The 14,350-nt window shown below is 43.4% G+C and carries 11 protein-coding genes; 4 read left to right on the top strand and 7 right to left on the bottom strand.

The genetic code is table 11. The features are described from left to right. Positions 1 to 71: 71 nt before the first annotated feature. Entirely contained in the window at positions 72 to 887 is an 816-nt protein-coding gene (locus QUB06_RS14970; RefSeq protein ID WP_333435917.1) for a Uma2 family endonuclease, read from the bottom strand. 74 nt (positions 888 to 961) lie between these two features. Next, entirely contained in the window at positions 962 to 2,041 is a 1,080-nt protein-coding gene (locus tag QUB06_RS14965) for a dipeptide epimerase (RefSeq protein WP_333435916.1), read from the bottom strand. A 121-nt stretch (positions 2,042 to 2,162) separates the two neighbouring features. On the opposite strand from QUB06_RS14965, the gene QUB06_RS14960 reads away from it, so the two are divergent. Beyond that, positions 2,163 to 2,876 carry a hypothetical protein gene (locus tag QUB06_RS14960; protein ID WP_333435915.1) on the top strand — a complete coding sequence of 238 codons (714 nt, stop codon included), beginning with the start codon at positions 2,163 to 2,165 and terminating at the stop codon, positions 2,874 to 2,876. 48 nt (positions 2,877 to 2,924) lie between these two features. Next, on the top strand, positions 2,925 to 3,371 hold the full coding sequence (locus QUB06_RS14955; RefSeq protein ID WP_333435914.1) for an NADAR family protein: 447 nt from the start codon (positions 2,925 to 2,927) through the stop codon (positions 3,369 to 3,371). 454 nt (positions 3,372 to 3,825) lie between these two features. Here the strand turns inward: QUB06_RS14955 and QUB06_RS14950 are convergent, their stop codons facing one another. From QUB06_RS14950 to QUB06_RS14935, 4 genes are all read right to left on the bottom strand, one after another. Beyond that, complete coding sequence (locus tag QUB06_RS14950) at positions 3,826 to 4,530, bottom strand: hypothetical protein (protein ID WP_333435913.1); 705 nt, start codon at positions 4,528 to 4,530, stop codon at positions 3,826 to 3,828. A 275-nt stretch (positions 4,531 to 4,805) separates the two neighbouring features. Further along, on the bottom strand, positions 4,806 to 6,623 hold the full coding sequence (locus QUB06_RS14945; RefSeq protein ID WP_333435912.1) for an ADP-ribosylglycohydrolase family protein: 1,818 nt from the start codon (positions 6,621 to 6,623) through the stop codon (positions 4,806 to 4,808). A gap of 17 nt (positions 6,624 to 6,640) precedes the next feature. Then, on the bottom strand, positions 6,641 to 7,327 hold the full coding sequence (locus QUB06_RS14940) for a DarT ssDNA thymidine ADP-ribosyltransferase family protein (RefSeq protein WP_333435911.1): 687 nt from the start codon (positions 7,325 to 7,327) through the stop codon (positions 6,641 to 6,643). Positions 7,328 to 7,329: 2 nt separating this feature from the next. Further along, positions 7,330 to 8,730 carry a 3'-5' exonuclease gene (locus QUB06_RS14935; protein ID WP_333435910.1) on the bottom strand — a complete coding sequence of 467 codons (1,401 nt, stop codon included), beginning with the start codon at positions 8,728 to 8,730 and terminating at the stop codon, positions 7,330 to 7,332. A gap of 568 nt (positions 8,731 to 9,298) precedes the next feature. Here QUB06_RS14935 and QUB06_RS14930 point away from each other — a divergent pair. Continuing rightward, positions 9,299 to 9,952 (top strand): Uma2 family endonuclease, encoded by a 654-nt coding sequence (locus tag QUB06_RS14930; protein ID WP_333435909.1) that lies wholly within the window; start codon positions 9,299 to 9,301, stop codon positions 9,950 to 9,952. 192 nt (positions 9,953 to 10,144) lie between these two features. Next, positions 10,145 to 11,494 (top strand): 16S rRNA (cytosine(967)-C(5))-methyltransferase, encoded by a 1,350-nt coding sequence (locus QUB06_RS14925; protein ID WP_333435908.1) that lies wholly within the window; start codon positions 10,145 to 10,147, stop codon positions 11,492 to 11,494. Between the two features lie 23 nt (positions 11,495 to 11,517). On the opposite strand, the gene QUB06_RS14920 is transcribed toward QUB06_RS14925, so the two are convergent. Next, complete coding sequence (locus QUB06_RS14920) at positions 11,518 to 14,115, bottom strand: PBP1A family penicillin-binding protein (RefSeq protein ID WP_333435907.1); 2,598 nt, start codon at positions 14,113 to 14,115, stop codon at positions 11,518 to 11,520. Positions 14,116 to 14,350 lie beyond the last annotated feature (235 nt).

The following is a 14,350-nucleotide window of genomic DNA, read 5'->3' as shown; positions in this document are numbered from 1 at the left end:
CGATTTTAGATTTTAGCTTCAATCTAAAATCTAAAATCTAAAATCGATTGGGTGTTAGCTGTGATTTGGGATTATTGGTTCAGGGTAAGATCATTCGGATCTTCTCCCAATTCTCGCAATCTGGCCTCTAGTCGCGAGGCTCGCTGGCGTTCCTGTTCCGCTTGCTGTTGAGCGGCTTCGGCTTGTTGTTGAGCGGCTTCGGCTTGCTGTTGAGCGGCTTCGGCTTGTTGTTGAGCGGCTTCCTCCGGCAACAAAACTAAATTGCCAGATTCGTCGAAAAAACGCACCCAAGTTGCTGTTTCTCGATCGACAATTCCTTCCCAAGTACCCAACCAAAAACCTAGGGTTTCGCACCACAGCCAACCCCGCTCGTTGGGCACTAACGGCTGATAACGCAGGGTGGCATCTAAACGCCATCCTTGCAAAGAATTCGGATCGAAAGGATCGAAAACAAAGTAATCAGGAGTTCTAAAAACCTGCTCGTAAATATCCTTTTTTTTGCCTGTATCCTGATTTGCTGTTGATGGTGACAGCAGTTCCACAATGACATCCGGGTAACGTCCGTTTTCTTCCCAAACTACCCAGCCTTGTCGGGAAGTATTGCTGTCAACACCCAATACAGCGAAAAAATCCGGGCCTCGGAAATCCTGATTCCGAATCTGTTTAGCGCTGTAATAAATAAACATATTGCCACCGACAAAAAAATCGTTTCGGTGAGCTAAACCTTGTTCTAAGGAACGGATTAAAACGGTCATTGCTATACGGTGGCGGTTGCTTTCCATTTCTGCACCATCATCAAAAATTAAATCAGTCGGCGGTTTATGTTCTTCAAAAAAAAGTTTGGCTTCTCTATCAATTCCCTGTCCTATTGATTCTACTGGTATCATACTATCTCCCGATTTATTTTTATCTGTCAACTGTCAACTGTCAACTGTCAACTGTCAACTGTTTAACGATACTTCTATTCTACAATCTCAATTCGCCGCACTCCCAATCCCGATCGCCCGTTTGGCAGCAAACACCCATTTTCGACGATCGCACCGGTGAAAGGATCGTCTAATAAATTTAAGTGACTGTCCAAATCCAAATAGTCAGCTAGGGGGGAAAGTTGTGCTGCTGCTGTATTTGCGATCGCGCTATCTGAATAGCAGCCGAACATTACTTGCAAATTGCAGGCTTTTGCCGTGTGAATCATCCGCATTGCTTCAGTCAATCCCCCTGACTTCATCATTTTGATATTGATGCCGTGGACGCAGTGCGCTAACTTGGGTATATCGGAACTGTTAAAGCAACTTTCATCAGCAAAAATTGGCAGCGGCGATTGACGGTACAGTTCTGATAATTCCTCCATATCGGCGAGGGGTGAAAGCGGCTGTTCGACATAATTTATTGTGTATTTTTCCAGCCAGTGACACATCTGGGCTGCATCTTTTAAACTCCAACCGCCGTTAGCATCTACACTGATTTTAATGTTAGCTGGTGCTTCGTCTAGCACTGCTATTAACATAGCTTTGTCGGCTTCGATTCCTTCGGGATTTCCTAATTTGACCTTGACGGCGCGGTATTTGATGCTTGCTGGATCTGTCGCATCTTTGCCAAACCAATCGCGCACTCTTTCTCTTGCACCAGACGGCGAATTAATGCCGATTGTGACGGAGGTGGGGACGATGCGCGATCGATCTAATCCCCACATTTTCCACAGCGGCAAGCCTGCTTTTTTGCCCAGCCAGTCGTGCATGGCCATGTCTATGCCGGCGCGGGCGGCTGAGGGTAAGTTGACCTCTGTTAATACTTGTTCGATTTTTTGGCGATCGAACGGAGTAAACTTTTCTAGCAGCGGTGCGACTTCCTGCAATGCGGCTAGCAGAATTTCGGTAGTTTGGGGTCTAGAACCTGTGGAAAAGGGCGAAGCTTCTCCCCAGCCTTCGATGCCTTCGTGTTCTAGCTTCACCCATAAATTGGTACTTTGGGCTGTTGTACCGCGGCTGATGGTAAGCGCAAACCGCTTGCGGACAGTGAAAGTTTCAATTTGAACGTGCATTGTCAGTGATTGGTTATTTTTTGTAGATAAAAATCCGAGGGGGCGGATTGCGCCGCTATTGCCATTTTTAACTTTTTACTTTATAGTTTGATTTTGCTTGTTCTAGTTTATCAAAAACTTGATGAAATTCCTGATTTCTGTTTCGCCGAAGAGAGTTGCTTTCTCTCTCAGCATTTGGGTGCTCTTCTTTGCTGTTGCTGGCTGCATCGTACAAGTTCTGCGTTACGGTTTTAACTATCAAGAACGCTGGATTAGTTTGTTTAACTTAGACAGAGAAATAAATTATCCTTCGTGGTACTCGTCATTTACTTTGCTGTTTTGCGCGATTTTGCTAGGTATTATTGCTAGTGCTAAGAAGAAAGAGGGCGATCGGTATTTTGGACACTGGAAAGCGCTGGCGTTCATCTTTGTATTTTTTTCTTTAGACGAAATCTTGAGTTTGCACGAAATATTAATTATTAACGACTTGCGAAAAGCACTGGATTTAGGGGGAATTTTTTACTTTATATGGGTAATTCCGGGGGCGATTTTTGTTGGGGTTACTGGGCTGGCTTATCTCAAGTTTCTCCGGCACCTACCCCGGAAAACAAGGAACTTTTTCTTACTGGCAGGCAGTATATATGTCGGTGGAGCACTTGGCATGGAAATGGTTTGCGGCTATTATGCAGATGCAGTAGGTCAGCGAAACTTGATATACGGTTTGATGGCTTCTGTTGAGGAAATTTTGGAAATGGTAGGGGTGATAGTATTCATCTACGCCCTGCTGTCTTACATCGGTTCCTATCTGGAAAATATTGATTTGCGGTTGAAGATACTGGAAAATCAAGAGAGGTAAAGCTGACGATAAACCAAGATTGTTAAGGAAATTGAAATCACCGACATTATGACTATCTACTTCTACACCACTGGCAGCGAATACGGCTGTTTTTCTAATTTTTCCAGTCATGGATTCGAGTTAGACGGAGAATATTGGGCAACTACCGAACATTATTTTCAAGCCCAAAAGTTTCCCAAAACTGCTCATTGCGACCAAATTCGCCAAGCAAAAACGCCGAAAGATGCCGCAAAAATGGGGCGCGATCGCTCTCGTCCCCTCCGCAAAGATTGGGAAAAAGTAAAAGATGATATCATGAGAAAAGCCGTACTCCGAAAATTTGAAACTCATGCCGAAATTAGAGAAATTTTACTCGCTACAGCGGATGAGGAAATAGTCGAAAATTCCCCTGTTGATTACTATTGGGGTTGCGGTAAAGATGGCAGCGGCAAAAATATGTTGGGCCAGATTTTAATGGAAGTAAGGGAAATATTGCGAAAACGCACGTCAGAGTAAAACAGAACTTAAATTTCCCAAACTAAAGCAGGACTTATTTAATCCTAAGTCCTGCAATGCTCGTCAGCGAGCATTTCCTCAATTTTCTTAAACACTGAACTTAAAAATCGGCATGAGCAACTGTCAAAACTTGTGTCAATCTCGTCGGGCTGTTCTAGTAGAGGGTTTAGCCTCTCCTCAGAGACTGCGAAGCAGGGGAAACGGTAAAAACCCTGCACCACTTTTTTTGTTTTAACAACTACTCTCAACCGGAATTAACTTTTATGGTTGCAAGTACAGCATTGTTAGCCAGTCGCCTCCCGGACACCGTTCCCCTAAAGTTGGCGATTCACAGGTAAAACAGCAAAACACCTGTTCTGGTTAAAGTTTGTTTTTTATTTATGCTGTATCTTTACTATTGTGTACGATTTGTGGAAAGTGTCAGCAGTGCTACAGAATTCTTTACATTTGTGATTTATTTGGATACAATCGCGCCACTCTGTCGCAGTTGCTGTTGAATTTTGTTAAATTCTTTCTGTTCTGCGCTTAGCAAACTATTGTCGATCGGCGATCGCATATCCCACTGCAATTCGGACAATAACAACAAACAGCCCGCCATAATTATTCCTGTGGTTAGATATTGCCAAGGTGCAACAAAACTTAATAGAGGTATGCTAAATAAATGAGTTAGTCCGATCAGGAGAAAAGTGCGCGATCGCAAACCTAATCCCGTCAACAAATAGCCGATCGCGCTCAACCCCAACCACAAATCGCAAAGGTGCAGCAACAAACCTGCCCAACCGGCAAAAATACTGCAATCGGTCAAAACCAAACCAGTTATCATCAAAATCGCCCAAGAGTAAAGAATCCAGCTAACACGCTCGACTCTTACCCAAAACAAAGTCAAAACAGCCATTGCCGCAGTACCAATTAGAGTCAAAGTTGACCAGAGAATCGCCTGAAAGCTCCAACTGAGGGGGAAAAACTGAGCCGTAAAAAAAATCCCCCCTGTCACCAAACCCCAAAGCAGAAAAGTTTGGTCGATGCGGGTATAAAGTCCTGAGAAAAGAGTAATATTTCCAATTTGCCAGCGGAGTTGCAACAGGCCTTCGATGTCTTGTACGTCGAGATGTTCCTGTTTGCTGCGGAGTACGGGTTCGGAGGCGTTGAAAAAGGTCATCCAGTGTTGGGGAAAGTATGAAGTTTTGTGTATTGTAACAAGTCTTAAAGCATATTTTTTATATTTTTTCTTGTTCCCCGGCTCTGCCTGGGGACGTAGATTGGGAGGCTCTGCCTCCCCCTAGTCTCAAAGCCTCCCGCGAGTCTGAGACAAGCGAGGCAGAGCCTCTGGATATCGATTTCCAGGCACAGCCAGGGAAGCAGTTAACAGTGGATTGCTATTTTCAAACAATTTTATCGCTGTTTGTCATTAATTAAAAAATGATTGGTCATTAATTAAAAAATGAGCTGATCTATTTCAACAGCATTACCGTCAGGATCGAGACAAGTGAAGTGAAGCCATCCTTGCTTCTCAGAAGTCTGCTTCAAAATTTTAGCTCCAACTTGGCATACATTACTGTAAACCGCCTCTAAAGATTTAACTTCTATACAGATAGTCTGTCTCCTGTCTGAAATCAAACTATCTGATGAGACTCGCTCTTTTTTAACTGGCTCTAACGGAACTAAAACAATATTGCCACATTTCACCAAATAATTTGATTCTTTCTCGACTCTTAACCCTAATACCCTTTCATAAAAAAAACGCGATTTTTCCATGTTCCGCACTCGTAGTTTCACTGCCATATTAGTTACATTGACTTTTTGCCACTCTGTTTCACCTATGCTTTTAGCAGGAAGGTCAATATGAATTGTTTCCTTTGTTGTGAGGATTTTTTCATGATTCAATCGGGAAACTTTCTTCACATACAAAGACTGACCGTCAGTAGCAGTCAACTTCCAAGAAACTGCTACTGTCGTTTTAGATAAAGATTGATGGTTGAGGAGTGCAGATGTTTGTACTTCTCTGCCATCTAAAAAGAGAAATGTATCACCAATTTGTGACATTTCTAGCTTTTCTAGGAGGGAATCAAGATGCGATTTTGTAATTTGGGTGCCATCGTAATTTTGGTTTTTAACCAGAGTTTCTTTACTACTTAAAAATTCGGCGATTTTCATTAGATAACGAGCATCCTGAACTTGTTCTGCATGGTTCCCTAACCATTCTATTCCTGCCAAAGCACCAAGTATACCCCCCGTCATTGATGCAACAGTATCGGTATCAGCACCGCGAGCAAATCCAGCTTCTACAATACCGTGAAATGGATCGGCAGCATAACGTGATGCCAGGAAGATAGAAGCAGCAGCGGTTACTGTTCCAGAACCTTTTATAGTTTGATCAAAACATCCCAATTTAGTAAGTATCTCTTGTTCAACAGAAAGTGCACCATGCTTCATTCCCTCCTGGCATTGTTCGAGAAGCTCCAGCATTTCTGTAACAGTTTTTTGCCAAATATATTCATATTTTTCGCCATTTACCTCAAAAGTTGAAGGTTTCCAACTTGGAAAAATATTATCCAAATCTGGCAGTTTTGACCACAAGTTAACTGCCGACAATACTTGCTCAATAATTTCACCGTATTTGAGAGTACCTGTCTTTTGAAACGCCACCCACACGGCAAAACCGTAAGCAAGTGCTCCAACTAAAGCTCTAGGATGACCGTGAGTGCATACACCATTAGCCACAATATTTTTAGCAATATTTCCAAAAATTTTATCGGTTGCACCTAAAAAACAGTGTGGCATGATTCGCATCGCTACACCATTACCGCCAGCATCAAAATACTGCTTCTTATTCTTTTCAGGAGAAGACCAAGGTTCTTGTCCCGCGAGCCATAGTTGTGCTGCTCTTTTTGTCGCTCCACCACCTCCCCGTTCGTAACGAGTCCAGGTGGGCAACTCCTTTTTGATAAAGTAATGCCACCACTTTTCGCCGTGCAGTAAACTTCTGGCCGTGCATAGAATTAATTGGGTATCGTCACTGTATTCCCCTGCAAGAATTACCTCTTCATGCGGGTAATATTGACCACCAGATTTCCGCACCCATTTTTGAAATCCCTTTGATGATTCTGTAGCAGCATTTTTATTATCAACTCTCTTCGCCTCTGGTTCCTGCGGCCAACCTAGTGCATCGCCAACTGCCGCACCAAGGAATGCACCTTGTCCTTTGGCTATTAAGGAAATCCTATTTAGGTTGTAGCGGTTATCATTGTTCATGCTTCTTTCCTTTGTGTTCAAAGTGTTTCTTGGGGTCGTTTACCCGAACTAATACATTGGCTTAATTTGTACTTTTCAAACAGGGTTGGTGCAATTACAAAATTGAATTTATCTTCCGGCACACCTAAAAGACGAAGGCGTACAGCTTCGTTTTTTGCCTGGGTGTGAGTTTGTACTGCGACCGATAAAATATCCCCTATACTAATTGTGTCTGGTATTAAAACTTCAGCCTGGTTATCTGTAGGACAGCAAGCTAAATGAGTGTTAGAACGGGTAAAAGTTTGGTTAGAAGCTCCAGGGACAGATTGAGCAAACATGGATAAGAATGCCTCCTTACCTTCTCCAACACGTTTTCCATGACCAGATGCAGCATTTCGCGGACAGAATCGAGTACCGGGCAACCAGAGGTACTTAGGGTTGATGAACAAGATTACCCAATCCTTAAATAATTCATCTTTGGACTTTGCCTTGTCGAAATACCAGGCATTAGGATATTCAATTGAACAACAGATGTAATTTTCATGCCGATCTAATCGCTGAAGATCCGTGGGTGTGAAAACACTACGTTCATCTGTCTGTAACTTTTTTGTCGCTAAAATTCCCGTTGTTCCCGTCAAAATATGAACCAGGTTGCGCGATGGGGTAAAATGACATAGCCGCGTTATTCCTCTACTTTCTACCTCTTGCTTAATCGTTTCTATCATAGTCACACTTTTTTTAGGTAAAGGCTCTCATCAGTTGGCAGAAGGCGCGTAAGTTCTCCGCTATAAGTTATGATTAAACGACTTCTAGCTCGCGTAACTCCCACGTAAAGTAAACGTCCAGCTTGAGCCATTGCATCGGTCTCGCCAAAAGCTGTTACTGCTTCAGGATCGGGCAACAGTTGATTGTTGCAAAATGGCAGTATAACCGCATCGAACTCAAGCCCCTTTGCTGAATGATAAGTTCCGCAATATTGGATACCCTGTTCTGTTTTCCATGCTTTGATATCTAAATCTAGATTTACTAGATTAACAATTCTCTGAAGCTGCGGAATAATCAAATTTGCATAGCGACGATCGCGTACTAGAATAGCTACACTCTGGGTTCTTGCTATCTCTGAAGCTTGTTGAACAATAAATGTGATTTCCTGCTGAATAGATGCGAACTTAACAATAGTTGGGCGTGGGCCATCAGCATTTGGAGAAACTGGTTCAACGAGATCGCGCACATCTCTAAAGTATGGCATTTCAGAAATTGCCAGACCTAACTTGGCAATTTGCTTAGTATTTCTGTAGTTTTCTTTAAATTCCCATGGTTTTGTGATGTTTAATCCCGCCTCCCGCCAAGACATACGATGTCCGTAAATCTGTTGGGCAACATCTCCGAAGAATGTCAACGAACCATTTTTAGGAATAGCTTTAGCTAGAGATCGAATCATTTCTGGAGAAAAATCTTGCCCCTCATCAATTATGATATGTCGGTAGCGACGTGGCGACCGATCTGCATCTAATTCTGCACAAACAGCACTAGCCAAATTATCCCAATCATACTGCATACCTAATTGTTGGCGGAGCTTACTATAAGTTTGGTATATTTCAAACATTAGCTCCCGCTCGCTATATTCTATTCGAGTGCCAATATGTCCCACAGTGGGAAAATTTTGATAATCTTCCAATGAAGTAATACCCTGTTGGACGATCCAGCGAATTTCTTCTAAAAACACTGGCAAACGATTGTTTAAGAGCAAATTTTTTCCGTGTTTCCTTGAAACTGTTTCCACCGCTTGCTTCACTAACTCCTCGCGTCGATCTGAGTCAACAATCGAATTTCGTGATAGCTTGCGACGAGACGCCAGATAACCTCTGGCAAATTTGTGGTAGTTTTCGATGACAACATCAGCAAGTTGGTCGTCTTGAAGGCGTTTTAGGTAAGAAACCAAAGTGTTATTAAATGTAACTAAAAGCGTCTTTCCGGAATGCTCTGTCGTGGAACTTGCCAGATAAGCCGATCGTAAAATGGCAAGAGTTGTTTTGCCGCTGCCAGCAGTTCCTAGCACAGCTAAGTGTCCTTGTGCCGGCAGGTAGAGGACTTCTTTTTGGCGACCTATTGCTCTAGGTAAACTCATTTTTTATACCTGACCCTTGTTGTAGTAGGCTGATAGTGATTATACATAATCTTTCCACCAAGTTACTTCTATCGAGTGAAATAGCAAAACTTTGTAACAAGTTTTACTTAAACACAATTATAGCATACTTGATTTTTAAATCAAGCTTAAAATTATAGTGTCTCATTAAATCATCAGTTGCAGTTATATTTTTGATGACGATTTACTTTTAGATCGCTCGCGGCGACTACAGATGTCTCTTTAACTTTTCTTACCACAGCTTTGAGTTAGATGGAGAAAACTGGCCAACTACCGCGCATTACTCTCAAGCCCAAAATTTTGCGAATACGCCTCATTTTGACCAAATTAGTCAGGCAAAAATATGTTAAGACTTATGATCGTGAAAGTGCGGTATAGACTGCTGTGAAAGCGCACGCAAGACTCAAACAAAACTCCCATAGGCAAGAGTATATCAACTAAGAAGAACGCAATTTATTATAACCCTTGGTGTCAACCAAACCAGAACAAGCTGAAAACTCAACTTTAGAGTAAAATAGAAATTGATGCTGCTAGCAAAGGACTCATCCCCATGACCGCAACAATTCCAACTAAAACCTCTGCAGAAATCATCTACCCAGACAGCGACGGCAAACCCATGTCAGACAATACCAAACAGTTTGAACTAATTGTCACCATTCAAGGCGGAATAGATGCCTTATACAAAGACAACGAAAATGTCTTTGTAGCAGGTGATTTGCTGTGGTATCCCGTCGAAGGCGATAACAAAACTCGCCAAGCACCTGATACGATGGTAGTGTTTGGCAGGCCGAAAGGTTACAGAGGTTCCTACCAACAGTGGCTTGAAGATAATATTGCGCCGCAAGTTGTCTTTGAAATCATCTCCCCCGGCAACCGAATGCGAGAAATATTTAAGCTTTTTAAGTTTTATGATAATTATGGAGTCGAAGAATGTTATTTCTACGATTTAAAGGATAATGAGTTAATAGGTTGGCTGCGAAGTGACGGAGAACTCAACTATATTGAATCAATGGAGGGTTGGGTAAGTCCACGTTTGGAGCTCCGTTTTGAAACTGCATCGGGAGATTTAGAAATTTATCGTCCCGACGGACTAAAGTTTTTGTCTTATGTGGAGTTGTCAAGACAAATGGAACAAGCCCAACAAAAAGCCGATCGCCTATCCGAGAAATTGCGAGAAATGGGCATCAATCCCGACGAAATTTGAACAAAAAAGACCGGGCGGTTAAAACCGGGTTATTTTCTTCCGTCCGCAGAGGCGGATATCGTTTGTATAGGCGCGATTTCAATCGCCGTCTTATCTTTGTTTGTATAGATCCGATTTCAATCGCCGTGATTTCTATTTTTTATTTTCAATCCTCAAACAACCTATAATAACTTGACATATCAACAATTCCCCATGCAAAATCCCCGCCAAATAGCCTTTCTCGCACTCCGCGAAGTCCACCGCCGCGGTGCATTCGCAGATGCCGCACTCGATCGCGCTTTCAGCAATTCTCAACTCAACGACCTCGATCGCCGTTTAGTCACAGAATTAGTTTACGGTAGCGTCAGGAGAATGCGATCGATCGACTTCATCATCGACAAACTAGCAACAAAGAAATCCTCCCAACAACCGCCCGAACTCCGTACCATCCTACATTTAGGGTTATATCAACTCGAATATCTCAACCAGATTCCCCCCTCCGCCGCTGTCAACACCACCGTTCAACTAGCAAAAGAAAACGGATTTTCTGGACTCAGCAGTTTTGTCAACGGTTTGTTGCGCCAATACATCCGTTTAACAGATAACGACTTAAACCCATTAACAGTTACTAATTATAAATCAACCGTCGAACGCCTAGGAATTCTGCACAGCTTCCCCGAATGGCTGGTAAAATTGTGGATCGAACAAATAGGCGAAACCGAAACCGAACAACTCTGTGAATGGTTCAACCAATCCCCCACAATTGACCTGAGAATCAATCCTTTAAAAAGCTCGATCGCCCAAATCGAAGCTGCCTTCAAAACCCACAACATCTCAACTAGCAGAATCCCCAACTTGCCACAAGCATTAAGACTAAATGGCAGCATCGGCGCAATTCAAAACCTCCCCGGATACAGCGAAGGTTGGTGGACAATCCAAGACAGCAGCGCTCAATTAGTCACCCATTTACTAGGGCCCCAGCCAGGAGAAACTATCATCGACGCCTGCGCCGCACCGGGGGGAAAAACCACCCACAGCGCCGAATTAATGCAGGATGAAGGCACTATTTATGCCTGCGACAAAACCGCCAGCAGACTCAAAAAACTTAAAGAAAATGCAGACAGACTCCAGATGAAATCCATTAAAATTCATACCGGAGACAGCCGCCATTTCCCAGAGTTTGTTAACCTTGCAGACAGAGTTTTACTAGACGCACCTTGTTCTGGCCTGGGAACCCTCCACCGCCGCGCCGACGCCCGCTGGCATCACACGCCCGAAAACATTCAACAACAATCTCAACTGCAATCGGAATTACTAGCAAATGCAGCGACATTTGTCAAGTCCGGCGGCGTATTAGTTTATGCAACTTGCACAATTCATCCCTTGGAAAATGAAACAGTTATTCGATCGTTCTTAGACAGCAATCCTCACTGGCAAATCGAACCGCCAACAATTGATTTACCCGTACAGCCATCACCCGAAGGATGGGTGAAAGTGTGGCCGCACAGACATCACATGGACGGCTTTTTTATGGTGAGGCTAAAGCAATTGAAAAACGAGTAAAGTCCTTACTCCAAACCGATAGTTTAATAAGCCGGTTCTTGATAAGCTGGCTCTTCATAAGCAGGCTCTTGATAAGCCGGCTCTTGATAAGCTGGCTCTTGATAAGCTGGTTCTTGATAAGCCGGCTCTTGCGGTGGGTAATACTTCGGTTCAGGATTAGGATTGTACGGTACGATCGCACCATCCTCATTCACAATCATCCCGCGAATAATCCTCTTAGGCTCCACCGGTTTGGGCTTAATACTGCGTTTGCGGCCCTCCAACTCCGGCAACTTCGGAAACTTCTCAACCGGCATTCCCTTAACAGCTTGACTCATAAAATCGCGCCAATTATAGGCCGCCGTACCGCTAGTTCCCCAGGTGGGATAATTGTCATCATTCCCTAGCCAAACGCCAGTCACAACCTGTGGAATGTAACCAATAAACCACAAATCCCTGACATTTTCCGAAGTACCGGTTTTGCCCGCTACAGCGCGATCGTTTAAAGCAGCAGGCCCCCCCGTACCGTCTTGCACAACGCCCTCCAACATCCAAGTAGTAATCGCAGCACTATCCTTATCCAAAACCCGCTTCGGTTTAAAATTAGCCTGATAAATCACATCTCCCCGCTGATTAATCACCCGCTTAATTCCGTGGGCTTCAATAAAATTCCCTTGCGCGGCTAAAGTACCGTAAGCATTGGTTAACTCCAGCAAATTCACTTCCGAAGAACCCAAAGCCAGGGAATAAATCGGACTCAATTTCGACTTAATTCCCATATCGTTGGCTAATTTTATCGCCGGTTCAAACCCCACATCCATCAACACCTTCACAGCTACGACATTCACCGAACTCGTCAAAGCATCAGAGATCGATCGCCAACCGCTAAATTTTTTGCCATAATTATTCGGTTGATAGCCGTCGATAATAATTGGTTCGTCTTCGTAACTGTCATAGGGAGAAAAACCAGCCGCCATCGCTGCTGCGTAAACCAACCCTTTAAACGTCGATCCGGGCTGCCGTAAAGCCTGCGTAGCACGGTTAAACTGACTTTCTTTATAATTTCCGCCGCCCACCAGGGCCTTAACTTCCCCAGTCTTAGTGTCCATAGAAACTAAAGCTGCCTGTTCAAAACCCTGACGGCGGCCATCAACTTCGATCGCATTTTTAACCACCTCTTCCGCTATTTTCTGCCACTTCAAATCCACCGTCGTCTCGACAGTCAAACCGCCAGCTTCCAAAGCATCCTGAGAAACATAGCGCGGCAATTCCTTCCGAATGTAACTAGCAAAATAAGGTGCGACTACTTTAAATCGCTTCGGCGGACTTGGTTTAACGGCGATAGGTTCCGCCATCGCCTCCTTCGCCTGAGCCTCTGTAATTACCTTTGCTTCCTGCATTTGTTGCAGCACAAGATTGCGCCGTTTCTTAGCAATATCGGGATTAACCAAAGGCGAATATTCGCTCGGTGCCGGCGGCAAACCCGCCAAAGTTGCCATCTCTGCCAAAGTTAATTTATCGACAGTTTTGCTAAAGAAAACCAAAGCTGCATCTGCCACTCCGTAGGCATCCGAACCCAAATAAACCAGATTTAAATATCTTTCTAAAACTTGCTCTTTACTCAACTCCCGCTCTATTTTCTGAGCTAAAAGAGCTTCCCGAACCTTCCGCCTAATACTTCTTTCCTGATTGAGAAAAACAACGCGAGCCAATTGTTGGGTAATTGTACTGCCGCCCTGCACTAAATCTCTTGCTATCAAATTAGAAACTATCGATCGCACAATACCTTGATAATCCACCCCGCGATGTTGGTAAAAACGGCGGTCTTCTATGGCAATAAAAGCTTTAACCAACAGTTCGGGAATTTCTTGAAGTTTCAGTTTATCTCTAGTTGCAGGCCCCGACTGCAACAAAATCGTCTTATCGGCCGCCTTAATAGTCAGTGTCCCGTCGCGGTTAAAGGCCGACAAATCGTTAACATCCGGCAAACCTTTGTCTAAGGTGTACAAAATCCATAAACCGTAGATTAAAGCGCCCCCGCCTATACTGGCCACACCTAAACTTATCCAAAATCTAGGGCGACGGGAGATCCGTTTTTTAGGATTTTCCTGCGGTGCGCTATTTTCCTGCGGTGCGCTAATTTCCTGTAGTTCCGTATGTCTCTGCAGTTCGGTGTTCTGCGGTGCGCTATTTTCCCGCAATTGGCTACTATCCGATTTTTTGGGTGATTTAGTTTCCAGCAAACTTAATCCCGGCCGCAACAATTCTTTTCCCTTGGTTTGCAAGCTGGTAACTTGAGGTTCAATTTCCAACCAAGCAATTAAGCGCTTCAGCCCTTCCCACCTGCGGTTGACTATTGGATATCGAGCGTATTCTGGTTCTAAATATTCTGATTCTAAATATTCTGATTCTAATTCAGACTCTTCTAGAGGTGCAGCATCTTCTGATACCACATACTCCGATCTTTGGGCCGTTGTCCCTGTATAAAATTCCGCCTCCGATTCCGGCGAGTTGAGCTTATTGCCCTTCGCAGGCTTCGGCGGTTCTCGATCGGAATTACCGCTTATTGCGTTAGTGACTTTGCTCAATGTATCTTTGATATTTGAGAAAAATTCTGCCACGTTCAGACCTTCAAACCTCATCAAGTCCGATTAAAAATTAAAAATTTAAAAAGCTAGCTTTCTTAAATTCTTAATTTTTAATTCGACATTTTTTCTTGAATAACACGCTGCCTTGAATTAGATTTTTTGAATTAAAAAGTTTTTAATTCACTACTCAAAATTCAAAACTTTTCTTAACAATGCAGAGCTTGGTATTTTTTTGAGAAGTGAATTAGATTTTTTGAATTCAAAATTTTTTAACTCAAACCTCAAAACT

The sequence above is a fragment of the Microcoleus sp. D2_18a_D3 genome, assembly GCF_036702455.1.
Lineage (GTDB): Bacteria > Cyanobacteriota > Cyanobacteriia > Cyanobacteriales > Microcoleaceae > Microcoleus.
Note: the sequence above shows the minus strand (reverse complement) of the source record. Positions and strands in the feature narration are given on the sequence as shown.